The following is a 17,153-nucleotide window of genomic DNA, read 5'->3' as shown; positions in this document are numbered from 1 at the left end:
CCCCGCACCCCCCGTTTGAACCCAGCCCGCCGTGCTGCAACAGGTCCCGAAGCCTTCACGGGACCCTTGGCGCCGGGCCCTGCTGCTCAAGGGCCACGGCACCGGGGAAGAGGACGTTGTTCTCCAGGTGGATGTGACGGTGGAGGTCGGTCTCCAGCCGCAACAGTTCATCGTACAGCGCCCGGAAGGTGGGACAGCCGTCGGGAGGCGGCCCGTAGTCCACGGTCAGCTCTCGCATCGTCGCCAGGGCCTCGCCGGCTTCGACGTGCTCGTGCTCCATCTGCCGGATGGGGTTGCGCACCGACCCGCAGTGGGCGTGGAATTCTGCGATCTCACCCCGGGCAAAGCGTTCCAGGTCCCGGATCAGCGGGAAGAGGACGCGCTCCTCCTTCATCAGGTGCGTCCCGAGTTCGTTGCGCAGGCGGGTGAACGTCTCCTCCAGGCGCGCCAGCATTGCCCCGTGCCGCGCCTCGTGCGCCCGCCGGACCTTCCCGAGCAGGTCCGTGAGGCGGGGGAGCGCCTGTCGCAGGTAGGCGTGGTGCACCGCCTCGATGTGATCGGCAAGGGTCGTGAGCGAGGACGCCTTCCAGTCCTTTTCCTCCCCGCTTTCCAGAGGGGCCTGGGCCACCGCGGCCTCCAGCGCGCGGATCACCGAGGCGGGGTCCAGCCCGGCCGATCGGGCGGCGTCTTCCAGCGTGCGGGCCCCGCCGCAGCAGTAGTCGAGCCCCAGGCGTTCCAGGCACACGCCCAGGCCGGGGTGGCGGGCCACGAGGGCCCCCAGGGTGTCCTTCGGGGAAATCGGGTGGTTCATGATGCTCTCCTTCCCGGAAGTTTCCGGTCGTCGGTCGGCCTCTCCGTCAGGCACCCGCCGGGAGGGCCCTACTTCGCGTGCTGCATGCAGGGGGGCGCCTTGACCTCCCCGGCGTGGCCCGCCTCCCCGTGCAGCTGGGCGTGCAGGCCCTCCACGAAGTGCAGGAACACCACGTAGGCCGCCACGTAGGCCCGGCCGGCCTCGACGCTCTCGTCCTTGTGCTTCCGGGCCTCCATGAGGGCCTGGTACTTCTCCAGGACGGCGGCGGTGGCGTGTTTCCCGATCCGGCCGGCGAGGTCCTCCCCCGTTCCGGTCTCGATGGCCTTGTCCGCCATGGCCACGGGGCGCGCCATCGTGCCCGCCGGTTTGAGGCCGGTGTAGGGGGCGCCCTCGCTCTGCCGGTGCAGCCGGACCACCGTCTCCAGGAAATACCGCTCGGCGACCTCCTTCGCCTCGGGGCCCTGGGCGCTCGCCTTGACCACCCGGGCGAAGACGTCCCGGACTTCCTTCTCGTCGGCGGCGGTCACCCACTTCAGGACGGGCGTGACGTCGCCTCTGGCCAGGGCGGCCCGGACCTCCACGGCGACGGGGCCGTCCAGGGTGTCGCAGTGAGCGGGGACGCTCCCGGCGAAAAGCCCGAGGATGCCGAGCAGGCTGGCCAGGAGTGGAAGGATTGCGGACGAGAGGTGTCTTGTGCTTTTCATGATCATTCTCCTTTCCGTCGGAATGTGTTGCTGCCCGCACCGTGATGCTTGACGGGCTTATCGAGGCTTGCACCCTTTCGGGTTGATTGAACCCGGTTTTGTCCCGGTTCGTGGTTTTCGTGTATTTCGTGGTTAAGAGCCGTTCTTTCCGCGTGGGGGCGCCCTTCGGGTGAATCCGCGGCGATGCCCGCCCGGAAGATCGGCCAGGCGCGCCGGAAGTGGTCGCCGATGCCGTAGGCGCCTTCGCTGACACTCTTGAGCAGGGCGGCCGGCAGGAGAACTCCGAGGAAGAGGGCGGACACCGTCACGGGGTCGGCCTCGGGGCGGATCGTCCCTTCCGCCTGGCCGTCCCGGAGGATCTCCCGGATCTGGTCGAGGTACTCGTCGAGGATTCGCCGGATCTTCTCCTTCCGGGGGGAGTGCCCCGCGTAGAGCCCGTCCGACATGATGATGTGGGGGATGGCCCGGTTGTCCTCGAGGACCCGGGCGTGCCGCTCCATCAGGCGCCGGAGGCGCTCCAGGGCCTCCGGGGTTTCCTCCCGCACCTCCGCGACGTTGCGCAGGAGGCGTCTGTGAAGCATGTCCAGCACCGCGTCCAGGACCGCGTCCTTGCTTCCGAAGTGGCGGTAGACCGAGGACACCCCGATGCCGACCCGCTCCGCGATCCCCGACAGGCTCAGGGCGTGGAAGCCGTCGGTCCCGATGACCTCCAGGGCGGCGTGGACGATCTGTTCCTGCCGAATGGCCGTTCGCGTCTTCTTTGCCCGCATGCCCTTCACCCCCGAATGCGTAATGCGATTCTCAATTCTCAATATATCTCACACGATGATCTTTCGCAAGGGTTTCCTGCCGGGCCGCAGTTTTTTCGTTTTGATCGCGTCTCTTATTGCTGACGGATCTTGCCAAGGCTGATGGAGTCGCATAAAGTCTGAAATCAGTGTATTTTGTCCACGCAAGTCCTTTGATTTCCCGCGCAGGCTGAAGCCTGCGCCACTATTTGCGGGTTCGTCAAGGCTGAACAGAAGCTGGGTGATTGTCTGCACAGGAAACATACCACCTCAGGCGGTTTGCGCCCGCTCCGTGCCTCTGCGCCTCCGTGAGAGAAAAATCCGGAATGTCTCTCACAAAGGCACGGAGGCACGGAGAAAGCGAAATCCCCTGTTTTGAATGGTTGCGGCTCTGGGGGAAAGGGGTGGATGCCGGCCAGATCCACCCCCGTCCAGTTTTTTTGACCCTTCGAAAATTGACACTTGACAATGCGACATCTGGATGTCAATATGGGGTCATGGCGAACGAAAACGTTACCTACTCCATCGAGGAACTGGCCGGGGCGGCGGGCGTCAGCCGCCGCACGGTGCGGTTCTACGTCCAGCGCGGGCTCATTCCCCCACCCGGCGGGCTCGGCCGGGGGCGGCACTACACCAAGGCCCACCTGGAAGCGATCCTGAGGGTCCGCGCCCTTCAGCGCGACGGCGTCCCGCTCCACGCCGTGCCGGACCGGATGGAGGACGGCGGGGACGGCCTCGAGGGCGAGGTGCCCGTCCCGCAACTGGTCACCCGGGTCCCCCTCGCCGAGGGGGTCTGCCTGGAGTTCGCCCACGGGTGCCTGCCGGGGCCCGCGCGGCTCCGGGAGCTGGTGCGGGCGGCCCGCCGGGCGCTGGGCCCCGGGGGGCGGCCCCCGGGAGGCGGGGGAGAAACACCGGAGGAGGAAACATGAGAGAGGAAAGCCGGTCGGGGATGTGGACGACGGGTGCGCAGCCGGTGCCGCTCAGGGGCGTCGTCGTCGAGGTGGAGGTGAAGGACGCCGCCTCGCGGGTGAGCGTGACCCACCGTTACCGGAACGAGGAGGCGGTCTCCGTCGAGGCGGTCTACAGTTTCCCGCTGGAGGAAGGGGCCGCCGTCTGCGGGTTCGAGGCCGAGGTGGACGGGCGCCGGATCACCGGCCGCGTGGAGGAGCGGGAGGCGGCCTTCGACCGCTACGACGAGGCCCTGGCCGGCGGCCACGGGGCCTTCCTCCTGGACCAGGACCGCCCCAACGTTTTCACGGCGAGCGTCGGCAACCTGCGGCCGGGGAGCGAGGCGGTGGTGCGCCTGGCCTACGTGGCCGAGCTGAGCCGTTCCGGTGACCGGCTGCGCCTGATGCTGCCCGCCACCCTCTCGCCGCGCTACCTTCCGCCCCGGCTCCAGGCGAAGATGGACCCGGCCGAGCTGGACCACCTCAACCCGCCGGTGGCCGCGGAAGGGGTCCCCTACGGCCTGCGGCTTCACGTGGCGGTGGAGGCCTCCGCACCGATCCGCGGCGTGGAGTGCGCCTCCCACCCGGTCCGGGTGGAGATGGCGGGCTGCCGGGCCGAGGTCTGGCTCAGCGGCGAGGAGGCCCCGCTCGACCAGGATTTCGTCCTCACCCTCGAGACGGTCGAACCCCACCAGCCGGGGGTGCTCGTCGCACCCGATCGGGGCGGGGAGGGCCTCGTGGCCATGGTGACCCTGTTCCCGGACCTCGAGGGGCTGCCCCGGCCCGCCTGCGAGTTCGTGTTCGTCCTGGACCGCTCCGGGTCCATGCAGGGCGAGAGCATCGGCCAGGCGAAAAAGGCCCTGCAGCTGTGTCTCCGGGGGCTCGAGGAAGGGGACCGCTTCAACGTGGTGGGCTTCGGCTCGGCCTTCGTGAAGCTGTTCCCGGCGAGCGTGCCCTACACCCAGGAGAACCTGGACGCCGCGACCCGTCACGTGGAGACCCTGCAGGCCGACCTGGGGGGGACCGAGATCCTGGGGCCGCTGCAGAGCGTCCTCGAGGAGCCCCTTCACCTGCCCCGGCAGGTCCTCCTGCTGACGGACGGGGAAGTCGCGAACGAGAACGAGGTGATCGCCCTGGCCGCCCGTCACCACGGCCGGGCCCGTATCTTCCCCTTCGGCATCGGGCGGGGGGCGGACGAGCACCTGGTCCGCGGCCTGGCCCGGGCCACCGGCGGGGCGGCCGAGTTCATCCACCCGGGCGAGCGCATCGAGCCCAAGGTGCTCCGGCAGCTGGCGCGGGTGTCTTCCCCGAGCCTCCGGGACGTGCGGGTGGACTGGGGGTCCCTGGAGACGGACCTCCAGGTGCCCCGCCGGCTCCCGCCGGTCTATGCCGGGGACCAGTTGGCGGTGTACGCACGCCTGAAGGGACGGGAGAAGGCCGTCGTCACCGTGCGGGCGGAGTCGGACCGGGGCCCCCTGGCGTGGTCCGTGGAGTTGGACCCCGCGCAGGTGGTGGAAGGCGAGGCCGTGGCGCTGCTCCTGGCCCGGACCGCCATCCGGGAGCTGGAGGAGGAGGCCCCCGGGAGGGGGTCCCGCCGGCGGGCGCGAAAGCGGTCCGACCAGGCGGTCCTGGACCTGGCCCTGCGGTACCAGCTCCTGTCCTCGGTCACCAGCTTCGTGGCGGTGGAGACCCGGGAGGGGGCCGTCCCCGGCGCTCCGCCCGTGCTCCGGCGGGTGCCGGTGGCCCTGACCCGCGGCTGGGGCGGGGGGGGGAGGCCTTTGCCGCCCTTCCTTTCCATGAGGGGGCCCGCGGTGGCGGCGACCTCGGTAATGTCGTTCTGCCTTCGGGAAAACGGGCCGTCCCTGCCGTTCGGGGGGGGGCTCGCCTCCCCCGCCCCCGGGGGGGGCGCCCGGGACGCCGTCGGGCACGTCTCCGAACCCGCCGGCCGGAGCGGGACGGGACCCGGCTCGGCAGGGGTGGAAGACCTCCTGGAAACCACCCATCCCGGGGGTGTTCTCCCCTGGGGGGATCGCCTGGTCCGGTTGGTCAAGGCCCAGCGCGCCGACGGGTCCTGGGACCTGGCGGACGACCTGGCCGCGCTGGCCGGCGTCGACCCGTGGCGGCTCGCGGAGGGGGCCCGGGCGCTGCCGGGAGACCCCGGGACGGCGCGCCGGGCGGCGGCCACGGCGCTGGCGCTCTGCCTCCTGGAGCGGGACTTCGCCGATCAGGAGGACGAGTGGCGGCTGCCGGCCGCGAAAGCGCGTCGCTGGCTGGACCGCCTCGCGATCGCCCCGCCCCCCGCCGGCTGGCTCCCCTGGGCCCGGTCGCTCCTCGCCTGAGGGCGTGGAAGCCCTCGAAAGCGCCTTCTCGCTCTGCTGGCCGCATTGAACGGCGGCATCGTCTTCGGCGCGACCAAGGAATTCGTGTTGGGTGTATAATCGGGAAAGAGACGGGATGCGGGAGAAGGAGGGTCGCATGTCGCGTGTTTCGGAACCGGAAGGGGCTGCCGGGAGGTATGCGTGCCGTCCGGCGGGGACGGGCCCTGCCGAAGGTCTGAACGGCCGGCGCATGGCCCTGGACGAATTCCTGGCCCTCCCCGAGGGGACGCCCGGCCAGCTGCTGGGAGGTGAAGTCGTGATGACCCCCGCGCCGACGCCGTATCACCAGGTTGTTTCGCGACGCCTGGAATTCGCCCTGCTCCGTTTCGTCGAGGACAATGGGTCGGGCCAGGTTTTTGACTCCCCCCTGGACGTGTTCCTGTCAGACGGGGATGTGCTTCAGCCCGACCTGCTCTTCATCGCCCGGGAACGGGAGTCCATCATCGGCCCCGCCCGGGTGGAAGGCGCCCCGGACCTGGTGGTGGAGATCCTCTCGCCGGGCTCCGCCTACGACGACCTGCGCCGCAAATACCGGATCTATGCTGGAAGAACCCGCTTTCAAGCCTTGATATCCATTTCCTCCCGAGAAGAAGTGCCGAAACCCGCAGCAGTCGGCGAATCCTGCAGAAGGGTCATCCGAGACTGTCGCCGCCTCGCGGACTCATAAATCCGATGGGAGGCAAAGTACTGTATAAAAATGCATTACTAAATCCAACGATATTTTGAACCAGTCAGTGGCCTGTTATTCTGTTTCCATTCTTCTCTTAATACTTCGATTGGTTTGTCTCTGTTTTTTTTCCACCATATCTTATAGATTAATCTGATCTTAGAGAGGTCGGAGCTTCTTATGGAATCACCGTTTTTCTTGATTATCACGCCAGTGGAGTAGATGTAATTGTCAATGTCGGAACCTAACAAAAAGAATCCACTCCAATACGCTCTTTCGTCGATTCTATCCTTGGCCAGGATAAATTCTATGACATATGCTGAAGCAATACCTGCATAACCATTCATCACGTCGTCTCTTCTGAAAGACAGACGTGGGTTTGTAAACATAAGCATGATCTTTTTGTTGCATTCAATAGAGTCAATCAGACTGGGTATTGAGTCTTTCCCGTTTTTAAATAACTCCAAGATTGCTTCTTTCTGGGAAATGCTCGAATCCCCCCTCAATCCTTTGATATATCCCATCAGGTCTTCTTCTGCAAATAACCAGACAAAAAAGAAAAAAAAGTAGAATTGTGACAACAACAAGACAAGAAATTTTTCTTTCATGTGGTCGATAATCGTCAGAAAAATACGGGAAATATCTTCTGAGAAGACCCGTTTACGCGGCTTGAATCGCCTTTTCAAACCTGAAAACGACCGGGTATGCGGTGGCCGTTCCGGGCACCCGCCCATTATACCGGAAAAATCCGCGATTTCACCCGGAAGCCTGCGCGCCGCACTCCGCAAGCCGAGATTTCCCCGCCGGAGGCAGCGCTCCCGCCGGTCAGGGGCCGTGTCGTGAACCCCGGCGCCCCGGAGGCGGCGCCGCTTTTTGTGATCCCTTCAATGTTTGACAACCCGTTCCTCTCTTGCTATAGTGCCGATACGATCCCGGCGGCTTTTTATACTTTCAGCCGGACAATGCTCCGCCTCCCGGGGGGAAGGAAGATCCGATGGGGAAGAAAACGTTCTGCCTGGCGCTCGTGCTGTTCGGTTTGTTCGGGTGCCGGGTCCTGGAGAAGAAAACCGACGAGGTCAGCGCCCCCTTCCAGCAACTCGAGGAGGAACTGCGGGCCTACATCGCCTCGGTGCGTTCCGCCCGCAGCCCGGACGAGGTGGCTGCCGCCATGAACCGGCTGGCCGAGGCTTACCATCAGGCCGGTTCGAAGATCCTGAGGTTTCGGACCCGCTACCCGGACCTGAAAAAGGGCTATCGCATCGACCAGAAGATCGCCGATGCCCTCGCGGGGATTCTTCCTGACTGACGCGCATCCCGCCTCGTGGCGGTCAATCTTCCCAATCCTCCCACTCCACCGCATGGGTGGCGAGATAGCACCCTACCGCCGAGCCCAGGGTGGGGAAGAAGGTCTCCTCGCCCAGCCGCGAGAACATCCCGAACCGCTTCAGCTTGTCCTTGACCGGGTCCTTCATCTCGGCGAAGCAGAGTTCGATGCCCTCGGCATGGAGGGCCTCGTCGAGTTCCACCAGCATGTCGGCGGAGGTGACGTCCACGCTGGTGACCGGCTCCGCCGCGACCACCACCCAGCGCACCGGCGTGGGCGACGCCGCCACCGCCTCCCGCACGCGGTCGTGGAACAGTTCGGCGTTGGCGAAGAAGAGGGGCGCATCCCAGCGGAACAGCACCAGGCCAGGGATCCGCCGTGCGTCGGGATAGCGCGTGACGTCGTGGTATCCCTTCACCCCCCCGGCGCGGCCCAGCACCGCAGAGTAGGGGCGCCAGCCGTCCCACAGGAACTCGATGACGGCGATCACGATGGCCAGGCCGATGCCGGGGATCGCCCCCAACCAGGTCACGCCGACGGTGCAGACGATGGAGAGCCAGAACTCCCACTGCTGGATGCGGTGGATGCGGCGCAGGTCGGCGACCTCGATCAGGCCGATGGCGGCGGCGATCACCACCGCCGACAGGGCGCTGGCGGGCAGGTCCTCCATCAGGTCCGGCGCCAGAACCGCCAACAGGGCCACCGCGAGGGCCCCCGCCACGCTCGTCATCTGGGTCTTGGCCCCCGCGGCCTCGGCCACCGGGGTGCGGGAGGAGGAACTGCTGATGGGAAAGCCCTGAAAGAACCCGGCCGCCAGATTGGCCACACCGAGCCCCACCATCTCCTGGTTGGGGTTCACGCAGCTGCGGGTGCGAGCCGCATAGACCCGCGAGAGCACGCTGGTATCGGCGAACGACACCAGGGCCACGGCGAGGCCGCCGGTAAGCACGGGCACGAGGTCGGCGCGGGTGATCCAGGGGATGGCGAAGGCGGGCAGCCCCTGCGGAAGGGAACCGAGCACCGCCACTCCGGCCCGCGCCCCGAGATTCAGCGCGCCGACCGCCACCGTGGCACCGACCACCGCGATCAGGATCCCCGGCACCCGCTTGTAGCGCTTCAGGAGCAGGATCACCGCCAGGGTTGCCGCCCCCACCGCGAAAGTGGCCGGATTGACCTTGCCGTCCAGCACCGAGGTCTCGATGGCCCCGAGGTTCTCCAGCGGATCGCCGCTTTTGATCGAGAAGCCGAACAGCTTGGGGAGTTGGCTGATCAGCACCGTCAGCGCGATGCCGTTCATGTAGCCGTAGCGGATCGGCTTGGAGAGCAGCTCGGTGATGAAGCCCAGCCGCGCCAGCCCGGCCGCGATGCAGACCACCCCGGAGACCACCGCCATCATCCCCGCCAGGGCCACGGCGCGCGCCGGATCGCCGCCGGAGAGCGGCAGCACCACGGCGAGGATCAACGCGGCCAGCGAAGAGTCCGGCCCCAGCACCAGGATGCGGCTGGGGCCGAACAGGGCGTAGGCCAGCAGCGGAACGATGGTGGCGTAAAGGCCATAGACGCCCGGCACGCCGGAGGCCACGGCATAAGCGATGCCCACGGGCACCAGCATGGTCGTCAGCACCAGACCGGCCACGATGTCGTGTCGCAACCAGGCTGCCTTGTAGCTGCGCAGGGTCTGGAGGCCCGGCAGCCAGCGCATCATGCCGGTTCGATCGACGATCTTCGCCGCGGGCGGGAAGCCAAACGGCTTTGGTTGGGGATCGGGCGAGGAGGCGCTACTCATGGACTCGCCCCGGTCGGGAGGGCCAGCGCAGCCCGGGCGGCGCCCGCCTGCATCACCCTGGGTTTAGGCATAGTGCTTATGATGGGCACAATCATAAACCTCCGTTTCACTTCACGTATTGTACCATGATCCCTTGCCGAAATTCTGAAGCCCATGATTGGTCGGGAGGGTTCTTCACCCACCAGCGCAGCCGCCGCTTGGACACCGGTGACGGGTCCGAGCCCAAGCGTACCGGCCCGTGACGGGGTTGTTGTTCCCGCCACGCGCGGGGGGATGGCCCGTCGCCCCGGAGACGGCCGGCGGGGCCGGGAAGGCGGCGCTCCGGCGGCCTGCGCGCCTTGCGCCTGGGGCGTGTGAAAAAGCGGCGCTCCGGAAGCCTGCGCGCCGCACTCCGCAAGCTGCGATTTCCCCGCCGGTCGGGGGCCGTGTCGTGAACCCCGGCGCCCTGGAAGGCGGCGTTCCATCAATGGCGCCCTTCAGGCTTGACACGGCCGCAAAACAAACCGGATTCGGATCTCACGGAGGACAGAGGCACGGAGAAAAATCATAAGAATTGTTGATTCTGTTAAATACGATTTGCACTTCTCCGTGCCTCAGTGCCTCTGTGAGGGAAAAGGACGCTTACGATGGCGTCAGGCTTGTCCTGTGAGGGATTCCACCGCCTCCGGCCGGCGGAGTTCCGCCGAGAGGGCGTGGGCGGGGAGCCCCTCCGCGCGGGCGAGGGTCGAGGCCTGGTCCACCAGGGCCCCCAGGCCCTCGGGGGTGACGTCCAGCCACGTCCGGACCGCCAGGAAGCTGCCCACCCAGAGCCCGCCGGCGAAGCGCGCCGCCCCGCAGGTGGGGAGGACGTGGTTGGGCCCGGCGCCGTAGTCGCCGAAGACCTCCGCCGAGCGCGCTCCCACGAAGAGCGCCCCGTAACGGGTGAAGCGGGGCGCCATCGCCTCGGCCGCCGCCCCCGCCAGGGACAGGTGCTCGGGGGCCATGGCCTCCGCCAGGCGGACCGCCCCGTCGGCGTCGGTCTCCACCGCGATCCCCCGGGGGATGCTCTCCCACAGCGGGGAATCCGCCGGCAGGCGCTCGGCGAGCCGGGCGATCTCCCGGTTCACCGCCGCGGCCAGCCCCGGTTCCATCGCCGCCAGCGCCGGCAGGGCGTCGGGGTCGTGCTCGGCCTGGGCGAGCAGGTCCGCGGCCACCCAGGCGGGGTCGGCGCCTTCGGAGGCCACCACCAGCAGCTCCGAGGGCCCCGCGGGAAACTCGATCCCCACGTCGCCGTAGAGGCGCTTCTTGGCCGCCGTGACGTAGCGGTTGCCGGGGCCCACCACCAGGTCCGCCCGAGGCAGCCCGCAGAGCCCCCAGGCCGCGGCCGCCACGCCGTGGGCCCCGCCGAGGTCGAAGACCCGGTCCGCCCCCGCCAGGGCCGCGGCCGCCGCCGTCACGGGGTGGATCCGCGGGCTCAGGACCACCACCTCCTCCACCCCCGCCGCCCGGGCGGGGACCACCCCCATCACCACCGACGAGGGGAGGGGGTAGCGTCCCCCGGGGGCGTAGACCGCGGCGCAGCGGACGGGTACCGCCCGCCAGCCGAGCCGCGCCCCGCCCACCACGGTCTCGCCGCCCCGGAACGCCTCCCGCTGGAACGCGGCGAAGGCCCGCACCCGCGCGATCATGGCGTCCAGCTGCGTGCGGAGCGCGGGGTCCAGCGCCGCGACGGCGCGCTCCAGGTCCGCGCGGGGCATTTCGAAGGCGGGGCCGGGGCGGCCGTCGAGGCTGGCCGACCACCGGCACACCGCGGTGTCGCCCTCGCGGCGGATTTCCTCCAGCATCGCGTCGATGCCCCCGGGCACCTCCGTCCGCCGGGCCCCGACCCGCGCCAGGGCCTCCCCCAGCGGGACCAACGGTAAAAACAATGAGGATGCGTTCATTTCATCTCCTTTCGTGATCTGCGTAAACCCACGGGCCTTAACAGGAGGCAAAAAGGACAAGGGCCGGGGGGGGGCGAGGGACTAAAGGACCTAAAGGACCTAAAGGACCTAAAGGATTTAAAGGACTTAAAGGACCCTGAGGATCCAGAGGTCTATCAGGGCATCGGGGGCGGCAGTGGATTCCCGTATCCGTGTTCATCCGTGTTCATCCGTGGTCAAGATCGGGTTGCGGCCGCCGGCGGCCCCTCTGCCCTTGTCGTCGCGCTTGACGGTGCGGCGGCGGGCCAGTTCCGACGCCACCTGCGCCAGGGTGACGCCCCCGGCGGCCATGCGCACCATCAGGAAGTAGAGCAGGTCCGCGCACTCCCAGACCAGGTCCGACGGCCGCGCCTGCGCCTCGATCACCTCTTCCGTCTCCTCGCGGAGCTTGGCGTCCAGCAGGGCGGGGTCGGCCAGGAGGCGGGCGGTGTAGCCCCCGGAGGCGTCGCCGCCCCGGCGGCCGGCCAGGACCGCCTCCAGGTCCTCCAGGCGGAAGTCCGCCGGTCCGAAGCAGGTGGCCGCCCCCGTGTGGCAGGCCGGGCCGGTCTGCTCCACCGTGAAGCGAACCGCGTCCCGGTCGCAGTCCGCCCGCGCCTCGAGGAGTGCCTGGGTGTTCCCGCTCGTGGCGCCCTTGACCCACCGCTCGTTCCGGGATCGGGACCAGTAGACGCCCCGGCCGGTGCACAGCGCCTCCGTCAGGGTTTCCGGCGTCTGCCAGGCCAGCATCCGGACCCGCCCCGCCCGGTCCTGGACGATGCAGGGGACGAGGCCGCCCCCCTTGGCGAAGTCCAGGCAGGCGATGAAGGCGGCGGCGGGGTCGAGCCGGCCGGTGTAGAGGGCCATGCCGACCTGGACGTCCACGCCGAGCCGGTCGAGGTCCGCCACCTCCGCTTCCGACGCCGCCCCGCCCGCCGCCACCAGGGGGAGGGGCGACACGGCCCGCAGCCTCCGGAAGGCGTCCCGGTCGAGCCCCCCCAGCCGGCCCTCTCGCGCCACGTCGGTGACCAGGAAGCCGGCGCACAAGGGCGCAAGACGCTCCAGGCGCCTCTCCAGCCGCTCGCCCGTCTCGCCGCGCCAGCCGCGGTCGAGGACGAGGCCGTCCCGGTGGTCGAGGGCCACCCACGTCCGGTCGCGGGGCAGCCGCGACAGGAACGCGGGCTCGGCCGCCGTCCCTACCACCAGGCTGTCGGCCCCGGCCCGCAACAGGGCGTTGGCCCGCTCCTCGCTCCGGACGCCGCCGCCCACCCGGCACCGCGCCAGGCGGCACAGGGCGGTAACGAGGTCCAGGTTGTCGCCCGTGCCGAGGGCGGCGTCCAGGTCCACCACCGCCACGGTCCCGTACACCCGGAACCGGCGGGCGAGGCCCTCCACGTCCGCCACTTCCAGCGCTTTCCGCCGCCCGCCCACCAGCTGGACGGCCTTCCCCGCCCTCAGGTCGATGCTCGGGATCAACATGGCCGCACCTCCACGCCGCGCGTTCGCAGGAATTCCTTCAACTGGCGGACTGACATCCGCCCTTCGTGAAACACCGACGCCGCCAGGACGGCGTCGGCGCCCGCCCGGACGGCCTCCACGGCGTGCTCGACCCGCCCGAAGCCGCCCGACGCCACCAGGGGGACCCGGAGGACGGCGGAAACGGCGCGGATCAGGTCGCAGTCGTAGCCGCCGTTCACCCCGTCACGGTCCACCGCGGTGAGGAGGACCTCGCCCGCTCCCCGCGCCTGGGCCTCCGCGATCCACTGAACCGCGGGAAGGTCCGTGGCGGTCCGGCCGGCGTCCACCGCCACGGTCCAGCCGTCGCCGTCACGCCGGGCGTCCACGGCCGCCACCACGCACTGGCTCCCGAAGGCCGCCGCCAGGCGGTCGATCAGCGAGGGGTCCCGCACCGCCGCGCTGTTGACGGCCACCTTGTCGCAGCCGGCCCGGAGGAGGTCGCGGGCGTCCTCCACGCGCCGGACGCCGCCGCCCGCCGTCAGCGGGACGAAGACCCGGCGGGCGGTCCGTTCCACCACCTCCAGGGCGGTCCGGCGTCCCTCCATGCCGGCGGACACGTCCAGGAAGACGATCTCGTCGGCCCCCTCGGCCGCGTAGCGCTCGGCCAGCGCCACGGGGTCGCCCACGTCCCGCAGTCCCTCGAACTTTACCCCTTTCACCACCCGTCCCCCGGTGACGTCCAGGCAGGGGATCACGCGCACCGTCCTCATGAGAGCACCTCCTCGAGGAATTGCAGCCCGGCCTCCCCGCTCTTCTCGGGGTGGAACTGGGCCCCGGCGAGCCCGCCCCGGCGAAGCGAGGCCAGGAAGGGGCCGCCGTGGTCGCACCACCCGGCCTCGAGGCCGTCCCGGGAGACGTCCGAGGCCGGCAGGGCGTAGGCGTGGACGAAGTAGAACCACCCGGCGGGCCGCCCCGGGCCGAAGTCCACGCGGTCCCACCCCGTGTGCGGAACCTTGAGGGGCCGGTCCGGGGGCCCGCCGGCGAAGGGCGCCTCGCCGAGCCGGCGGAAGCACCCCGGGAGGAGCCCCAGCCCCCGGGCGCCGGGCGCCTCCGCCGAGGACTCGAAGAGGAGCTGCATCCCCAGGCAGACGCCCAGCACCCGCCCGCCGCGCCCCGCGACGGCACGGACAGCCTCTCCCAGGCCCGACACGGCCAGTTGCTCTGACGCGGCGCCGAAGTGCCCCACGCCGGGGAGGACCAGGCGATCGGTCCCCGCCACCGCGCGCGCCGCCGTCAGCCGTCGGCACGGCAGGCCCAGCCGGGCGAGGGCGTTCTCCAGGCTCCGCAGGTTCCCGCCGCCGTAATCCACGATCCCGATGGTCATGAGAGCACCCCCTTCGTGCTGCGGACCCCGCCGTCCCGCGGCGCGGTCGCCTCGGCCAGGGCCATCCCCAGGGCCTTGAACGCGGCTTCGGCCACGTGGTGGGCGTTTTCCCCCGTCACCTTCAGGTGGAGGGTCAGCCGCCCCTCCGCCGCGAAGGTCCGGAAGAAGTGGAGGACGTTCTCGCCGGCCAGTTCACCCACGGCGCGCCCGGCGAGGGGGGCGTCCACCGCGGCGAAGGGGCGCCCCCCGGCGTCCACGGCGGCCAGGGCGAGGGCCTCGTCCATGGGCAGCCAGCGCTGGCCGTACCGGGCGATCCCGGACCGGTCGCCCAGGAGGCGGTCCAGGGCCCGGCCCAGGACCAGGGCGGCGTCTTCCGCCAGGTGGTGGCCGTCGCCCAGGGGGAAGCGGTCCTCCGCCTCCAGCTCGAGGCCGATCCCCCAGTAGAATCCGAGCTGCGTCAGGAAATGGGTGAGCGCGTTGAGCGACGTCTCGACGCGGACCCGCCCGGGCTCGCCGCCCAGGGTCGCCCGGACGGCGGTCTCGGTGGTCGTACGTTCCAGCGTGACCGGTGCGGTGTTCATGATCCACCTCCCGGGGCCGGCCGGCTCTCGAGACGCACCCAGGCCTCGCGGAAGGCCTCGGCGTCGTCCGCGCCGGCGACGCTGACCCGGCAGAGCCCCGGGCCGAGATCGCCCCGGCCCTTCACCAGGATCCCCTCCGCCCGGAGGCGCCCCGGTGCGTCCGCCCCCAGCCGGGCCAGGAAGAAGTGGGTGTCCGAGGGGAGCGTCTCCACCCCGCGGTCCGCGAGCCAGGCGGAGAGGGCGCGGGCCTCGGTCGCCGCGGCCCGGGCGCGCACCGGGGCATCCTGGTCTAGGCGGAGCAGGTCGGTGCCCACGGCGGCCGCCACCGCCGAGACGGCGTAGGGCGGGCAGATCCGGCGGAGCTGCCGGGCCACGGCGGGGTCGGCCAGCAGGAAGCCGCACCGCAGCCCGGGCACGCCGCAGGCCTTGCTCAGGGTGCGCAGGAGGACCAGGTTGGGGTGACGGCGCAGCAGGGGCGCCAGGTCCTGGCCGCAGAAGGCGGCGTAGGTTTCGTCGGCGAGGACCGGCCGCCGCCCCGCGGCCGCCAGGAGCCGCTCGAGGTCCGCCTCGGGAACGCGCAGCCCCACCGGGTTGCCGGGCGTGACCACCGCGGCCAGGGCGGCGTAAGGGAGGACGCGGATCAGGCGGTCCGCGTCCGGCGGCCGGTCCAGCCGGCCCGGCACCCGGAGGACCGGGGCCGGGAGCGTGGCGGCGTAGAAGGCGTACATGGGGAACGCCGGCTCGGGGACGGCCAGCGGCGCCCCCGGCCCGCAGTACGCCTGCACCGCCAGGCGGATCCCGTCGTCGGCGCCGTTGACGGGGACGACCCCCGCCGGGTCGATGCCCCAGGCCTCGGCGGCCGCCGCCTCCAGGTCGGCGTACTCGGGGTAGTAAGCCAGTTTTTCCGCGGCCCGGGCGAGGGCCTCCGCCAGGAGACCGGCGGGGGGCGGCGGGCCCTCGTTGGCGTCCATCCGGCGGAAGGCGCCGCGGCCGGCCGGGGGGACGCAGGGCTCGACGTCGCCCAGGGGCGGGCGGAGGGCGGGGAGGCTGCGGCGCGCTGGCGCGAGGACGTCGGGAGACGACACCCGTTCGGTCCCGATGCAGGGAGGGGCTGCTTCAGCTCGAAATCGTCCACTCCCTGGAAAACCTTTCATCGTTGCGTCCGGTCCCTTTTCGTGTGGTTCGTGTCGTTCGTGGTTCTTCTCCGGTTTTTCCAGGTTGGAGGTTGGAAGGTTGCTCTGGGGTTGGTTTGTCCCGCGCAAGCTGAAGCTTGCGCCACTGCTTTGGGGGTTGAGGTCCATCAGAGCACCACCTTGGAGAAGGGGTATTCCAGGATGTCGGTGGCGCCGGCCGCTTTCAGGAGCGGGATGAGCCGGGCCACCGAATCGCGCGGGACCGCCGCCTTCACGGCGTAGCCCGCGTCGCCGGAGAGGGGGGCGACGGTGGGGAAGCGCATGCAGGGGAGGAGGCGCATGACCCCGTCCAGGACGTCGCCCGAGACGTTCATCTCCACCATGACCCGCCGGCGGGCGTCCAGGACGGCGCGCACCAGCAGGACCAGTTCCTCGAGGACCTTCCCGCGCTCCCCCTCCAGGGCCCGCGGGTTGGCGATGAGGCGGGTGGAGGAGCGCAGCAGCTCGTCCACGATCGTGAGGCCGTTCTCCTCCAGGGTCCGGCCGGTGGCGGTGTTGTCCACCACCAGGTCGGCGTCGTCGGGGGGGAAGACCTCGGTGGCCCCGTAGCTCCGAAGGAAGACGTAGTCGTACCCTTCCCGGTCCAGGTAGTCCCGGGTGATGCGCTCGTACTCCGAGGCTGCCGTGATCCGGCGCGCGCGGAGCCGGGCGGGGTCGGCCAGGCCGGCCGGGGCGGCCGCCACGATCCGGACGGGGTCGAGGCCCGTGTCGAGCAGTTCCCGGACGTCCGCGCCCAGCTCCACCACCCAGTCGTGACCGGCGAAGGCGGCGTCGCGGCTCCCCAGTTCCACCATGCGGACGATGTTCTGGGGCTTGAGGACCTTGAGGTTGAAGCGGGGGTCCCGGCAGCGGGGCCGGTAGTCCCGCCCGTTGTTGAGCACGCCCAGGCCGGCCTCGTCCATCAGTCGGCTCACGGCGTCGTACATGCGGCCCTTGGGCAGGGCCAGGTTGAGGGTCGTCTGATTTCTTGGTGTGTTATTTGCCATGTTCCTTTCTCTCCTGATTAAAATCGATTTCTCGTCGTCTCAATCCTCGGGGTCGGTATCGGGATCGGTATCGCAGTCGGTATCGCAATCGGTATCGCCGTCGGCCTCGCCGTCGATGTCGAACCCGGTGCCGATAGCAAGGCCGTTTCCGACGGCGATACCGATTCCGATACCGACCCCGATGAGGGCTTTTCATCACGTTGGGCAAT

Annotated in this window: 16 protein-coding genes; 4 read left to right on the top strand and 12 right to left on the bottom strand. The window is 69.8% G+C overall.

Annotation, left to right across the window (positions count from 1 at the left end):
• Positions 1 to 55: 55 nt before the first annotated feature.
• The 3 genes from ric to KA419_01130 form a co-directional block, all read right to left on the bottom strand.
• Entirely contained in the window at positions 56 to 811 is a 756-nt protein-coding gene (ric, locus tag KA419_01140; GenBank protein ID MBP7864525.1) for an iron-sulfur cluster repair di-iron protein, read from the bottom strand.
• 68 nt (positions 812 to 879) lie between these two features.
• Positions 880 to 1,515, bottom strand: coding sequence for a hypothetical protein (locus KA419_01135; protein ID MBP7864524.1), 636 nt, complete (start codon positions 1,513 to 1,515; stop codon positions 880 to 882).
• A gap of 2 nt (positions 1,516 to 1,517) precedes the next feature.
• Positions 1,518 to 2,285: a TetR/AcrR family transcriptional regulator gene (locus tag KA419_01130; protein MBP7864523.1), complete on the bottom strand. Its 768-nt coding sequence runs from the start codon at positions 2,283 to 2,285 to the stop codon at positions 1,518 to 1,520.
• Between the two features lie 515 nt (positions 2,286 to 2,800).
• Between KA419_01130 and KA419_01125 the strand changes: the two genes are divergently transcribed.
• The 3 genes from KA419_01125 (at position 2,801) to KA419_01115 (ending at position 6,295) form a co-directional block, all read left to right on the top strand.
• Positions 2,801 to 3,232 carry a MerR family transcriptional regulator gene (locus tag KA419_01125; GenBank protein ID MBP7864522.1) on the top strand — a complete coding sequence of 144 codons (432 nt, stop codon included), beginning with the start codon at positions 2,801 to 2,803 and terminating at the stop codon, positions 3,230 to 3,232.
• Positions 3,229 to 5,589 carry a VWA domain-containing protein gene (locus tag KA419_01120; protein MBP7864521.1) on the top strand — a complete coding sequence of 787 codons (2,361 nt, stop codon included), beginning with the start codon at positions 3,229 to 3,231 and terminating at the stop codon, positions 5,587 to 5,589. Before KA419_01125 ends, KA419_01120 begins: the two co-directional genes overlap by 4 nt.
• A 136-nt stretch (positions 5,590 to 5,725) precedes the next feature.
• Positions 5,726 to 6,295: a Uma2 family endonuclease gene (locus KA419_01115; protein MBP7864520.1), complete on the top strand. Its 570-nt coding sequence runs from the start codon at positions 5,726 to 5,728 to the stop codon at positions 6,293 to 6,295.
• Positions 6,296 to 6,333: 38 nt separating this feature from the next.
• On the opposite strand, the gene KA419_01110 is transcribed toward KA419_01115, so the two are convergent.
• Entirely contained in the window at positions 6,334 to 6,819 is a 486-nt protein-coding gene (locus KA419_01110; protein MBP7864519.1) for a hypothetical protein, read from the bottom strand.
• Between the two features lie 470 nt (positions 6,820 to 7,289).
• On the opposite strand from KA419_01110, the gene KA419_01105 reads away from it, so the two are divergent.
• Positions 7,290 to 7,601 (top strand): hypothetical protein, encoded by a 312-nt coding sequence (locus tag KA419_01105; protein ID MBP7864518.1) that lies wholly within the window; start codon positions 7,290 to 7,292, stop codon positions 7,599 to 7,601.
• A gap of 22 nt (positions 7,602 to 7,623) precedes the next feature.
• Here KA419_01105 and KA419_01100 read toward each other — a convergent pair whose 3' ends face one another.
• From KA419_01100 to hisG, 8 genes are all read right to left on the bottom strand, one after another.
• Positions 7,624 to 9,405 (bottom strand): SulP family inorganic anion transporter, encoded by a 1,782-nt coding sequence (locus tag KA419_01100; protein MBP7864517.1) that lies wholly within the window; start codon positions 9,403 to 9,405, stop codon positions 7,624 to 7,626.
• Positions 9,406 to 10,037: 632 nt separating this feature from the next.
• Entirely contained in the window at positions 10,038 to 11,327 is a 1,290-nt protein-coding gene (hisD, locus tag KA419_01095; GenBank protein MBP7864516.1) for a histidinol dehydrogenase, read from the bottom strand.
• Between the two features lie 195 nt (positions 11,328 to 11,522).
• Positions 11,523 to 12,821, bottom strand: coding sequence for a phosphoribosyl-ATP diphosphatase (gene hisE / locus KA419_01090; protein MBP7864515.1), 1,299 nt, complete (start codon positions 12,819 to 12,821; stop codon positions 11,523 to 11,525).
• Positions 12,815 to 13,570, bottom strand: a complete 756-nt coding sequence (gene hisF / locus KA419_01085) for an imidazole glycerol phosphate synthase subunit HisF (protein MBP7864514.1) — start codon at positions 13,568 to 13,570, stop codon at positions 12,815 to 12,817. The genes hisE and hisF overlap by 7 nt, the downstream gene beginning before the upstream one ends.
• Complete coding sequence (gene hisH / locus KA419_01080; protein MBP7864513.1) at positions 13,567 to 14,184, bottom strand: imidazole glycerol phosphate synthase subunit HisH; 618 nt, start codon at positions 14,182 to 14,184, stop codon at positions 13,567 to 13,569. Before hisH ends, hisF begins: the two co-directional genes overlap by 4 nt.
• Positions 14,181 to 14,765, bottom strand: a complete 585-nt coding sequence (gene hisB / locus KA419_01075; protein ID MBP7864512.1) for an imidazoleglycerol-phosphate dehydratase — start codon at positions 14,763 to 14,765, stop codon at positions 14,181 to 14,183. The genes hisH and hisB overlap by 4 nt, the downstream gene beginning before the upstream one ends.
• Complete coding sequence (locus KA419_01070) at positions 14,762 to 15,850, bottom strand: histidinol-phosphate aminotransferase family protein (GenBank protein ID MBP7864511.1); 1,089 nt, start codon at positions 15,848 to 15,850, stop codon at positions 14,762 to 14,764. Before KA419_01070 ends, hisB begins: the two co-directional genes overlap by 4 nt.
• A gap of 215 nt (positions 15,851 to 16,065) precedes the next feature.
• On the bottom strand, positions 16,066 to 16,944 hold the full coding sequence (gene hisG, locus KA419_01065) for an ATP phosphoribosyltransferase (protein ID MBP7864510.1): 879 nt from the start codon (positions 16,942 to 16,944) through the stop codon (positions 16,066 to 16,068).
• Between the last annotated feature and the right edge of the window lie 209 nt (positions 16,945 to 17,153).

It is taken from the genome of Acidobacteriota bacterium (assembly GCA_018001935.1).
In the GTDB taxonomy this organism is placed as follows: domain Bacteria; phylum Acidobacteriota; class JAAYUB01; order JAAYUB01; family JAAYUB01; genus JAGNHB01.
This window is presented reverse-complemented; position numbering and strand designations above follow the sequence as displayed.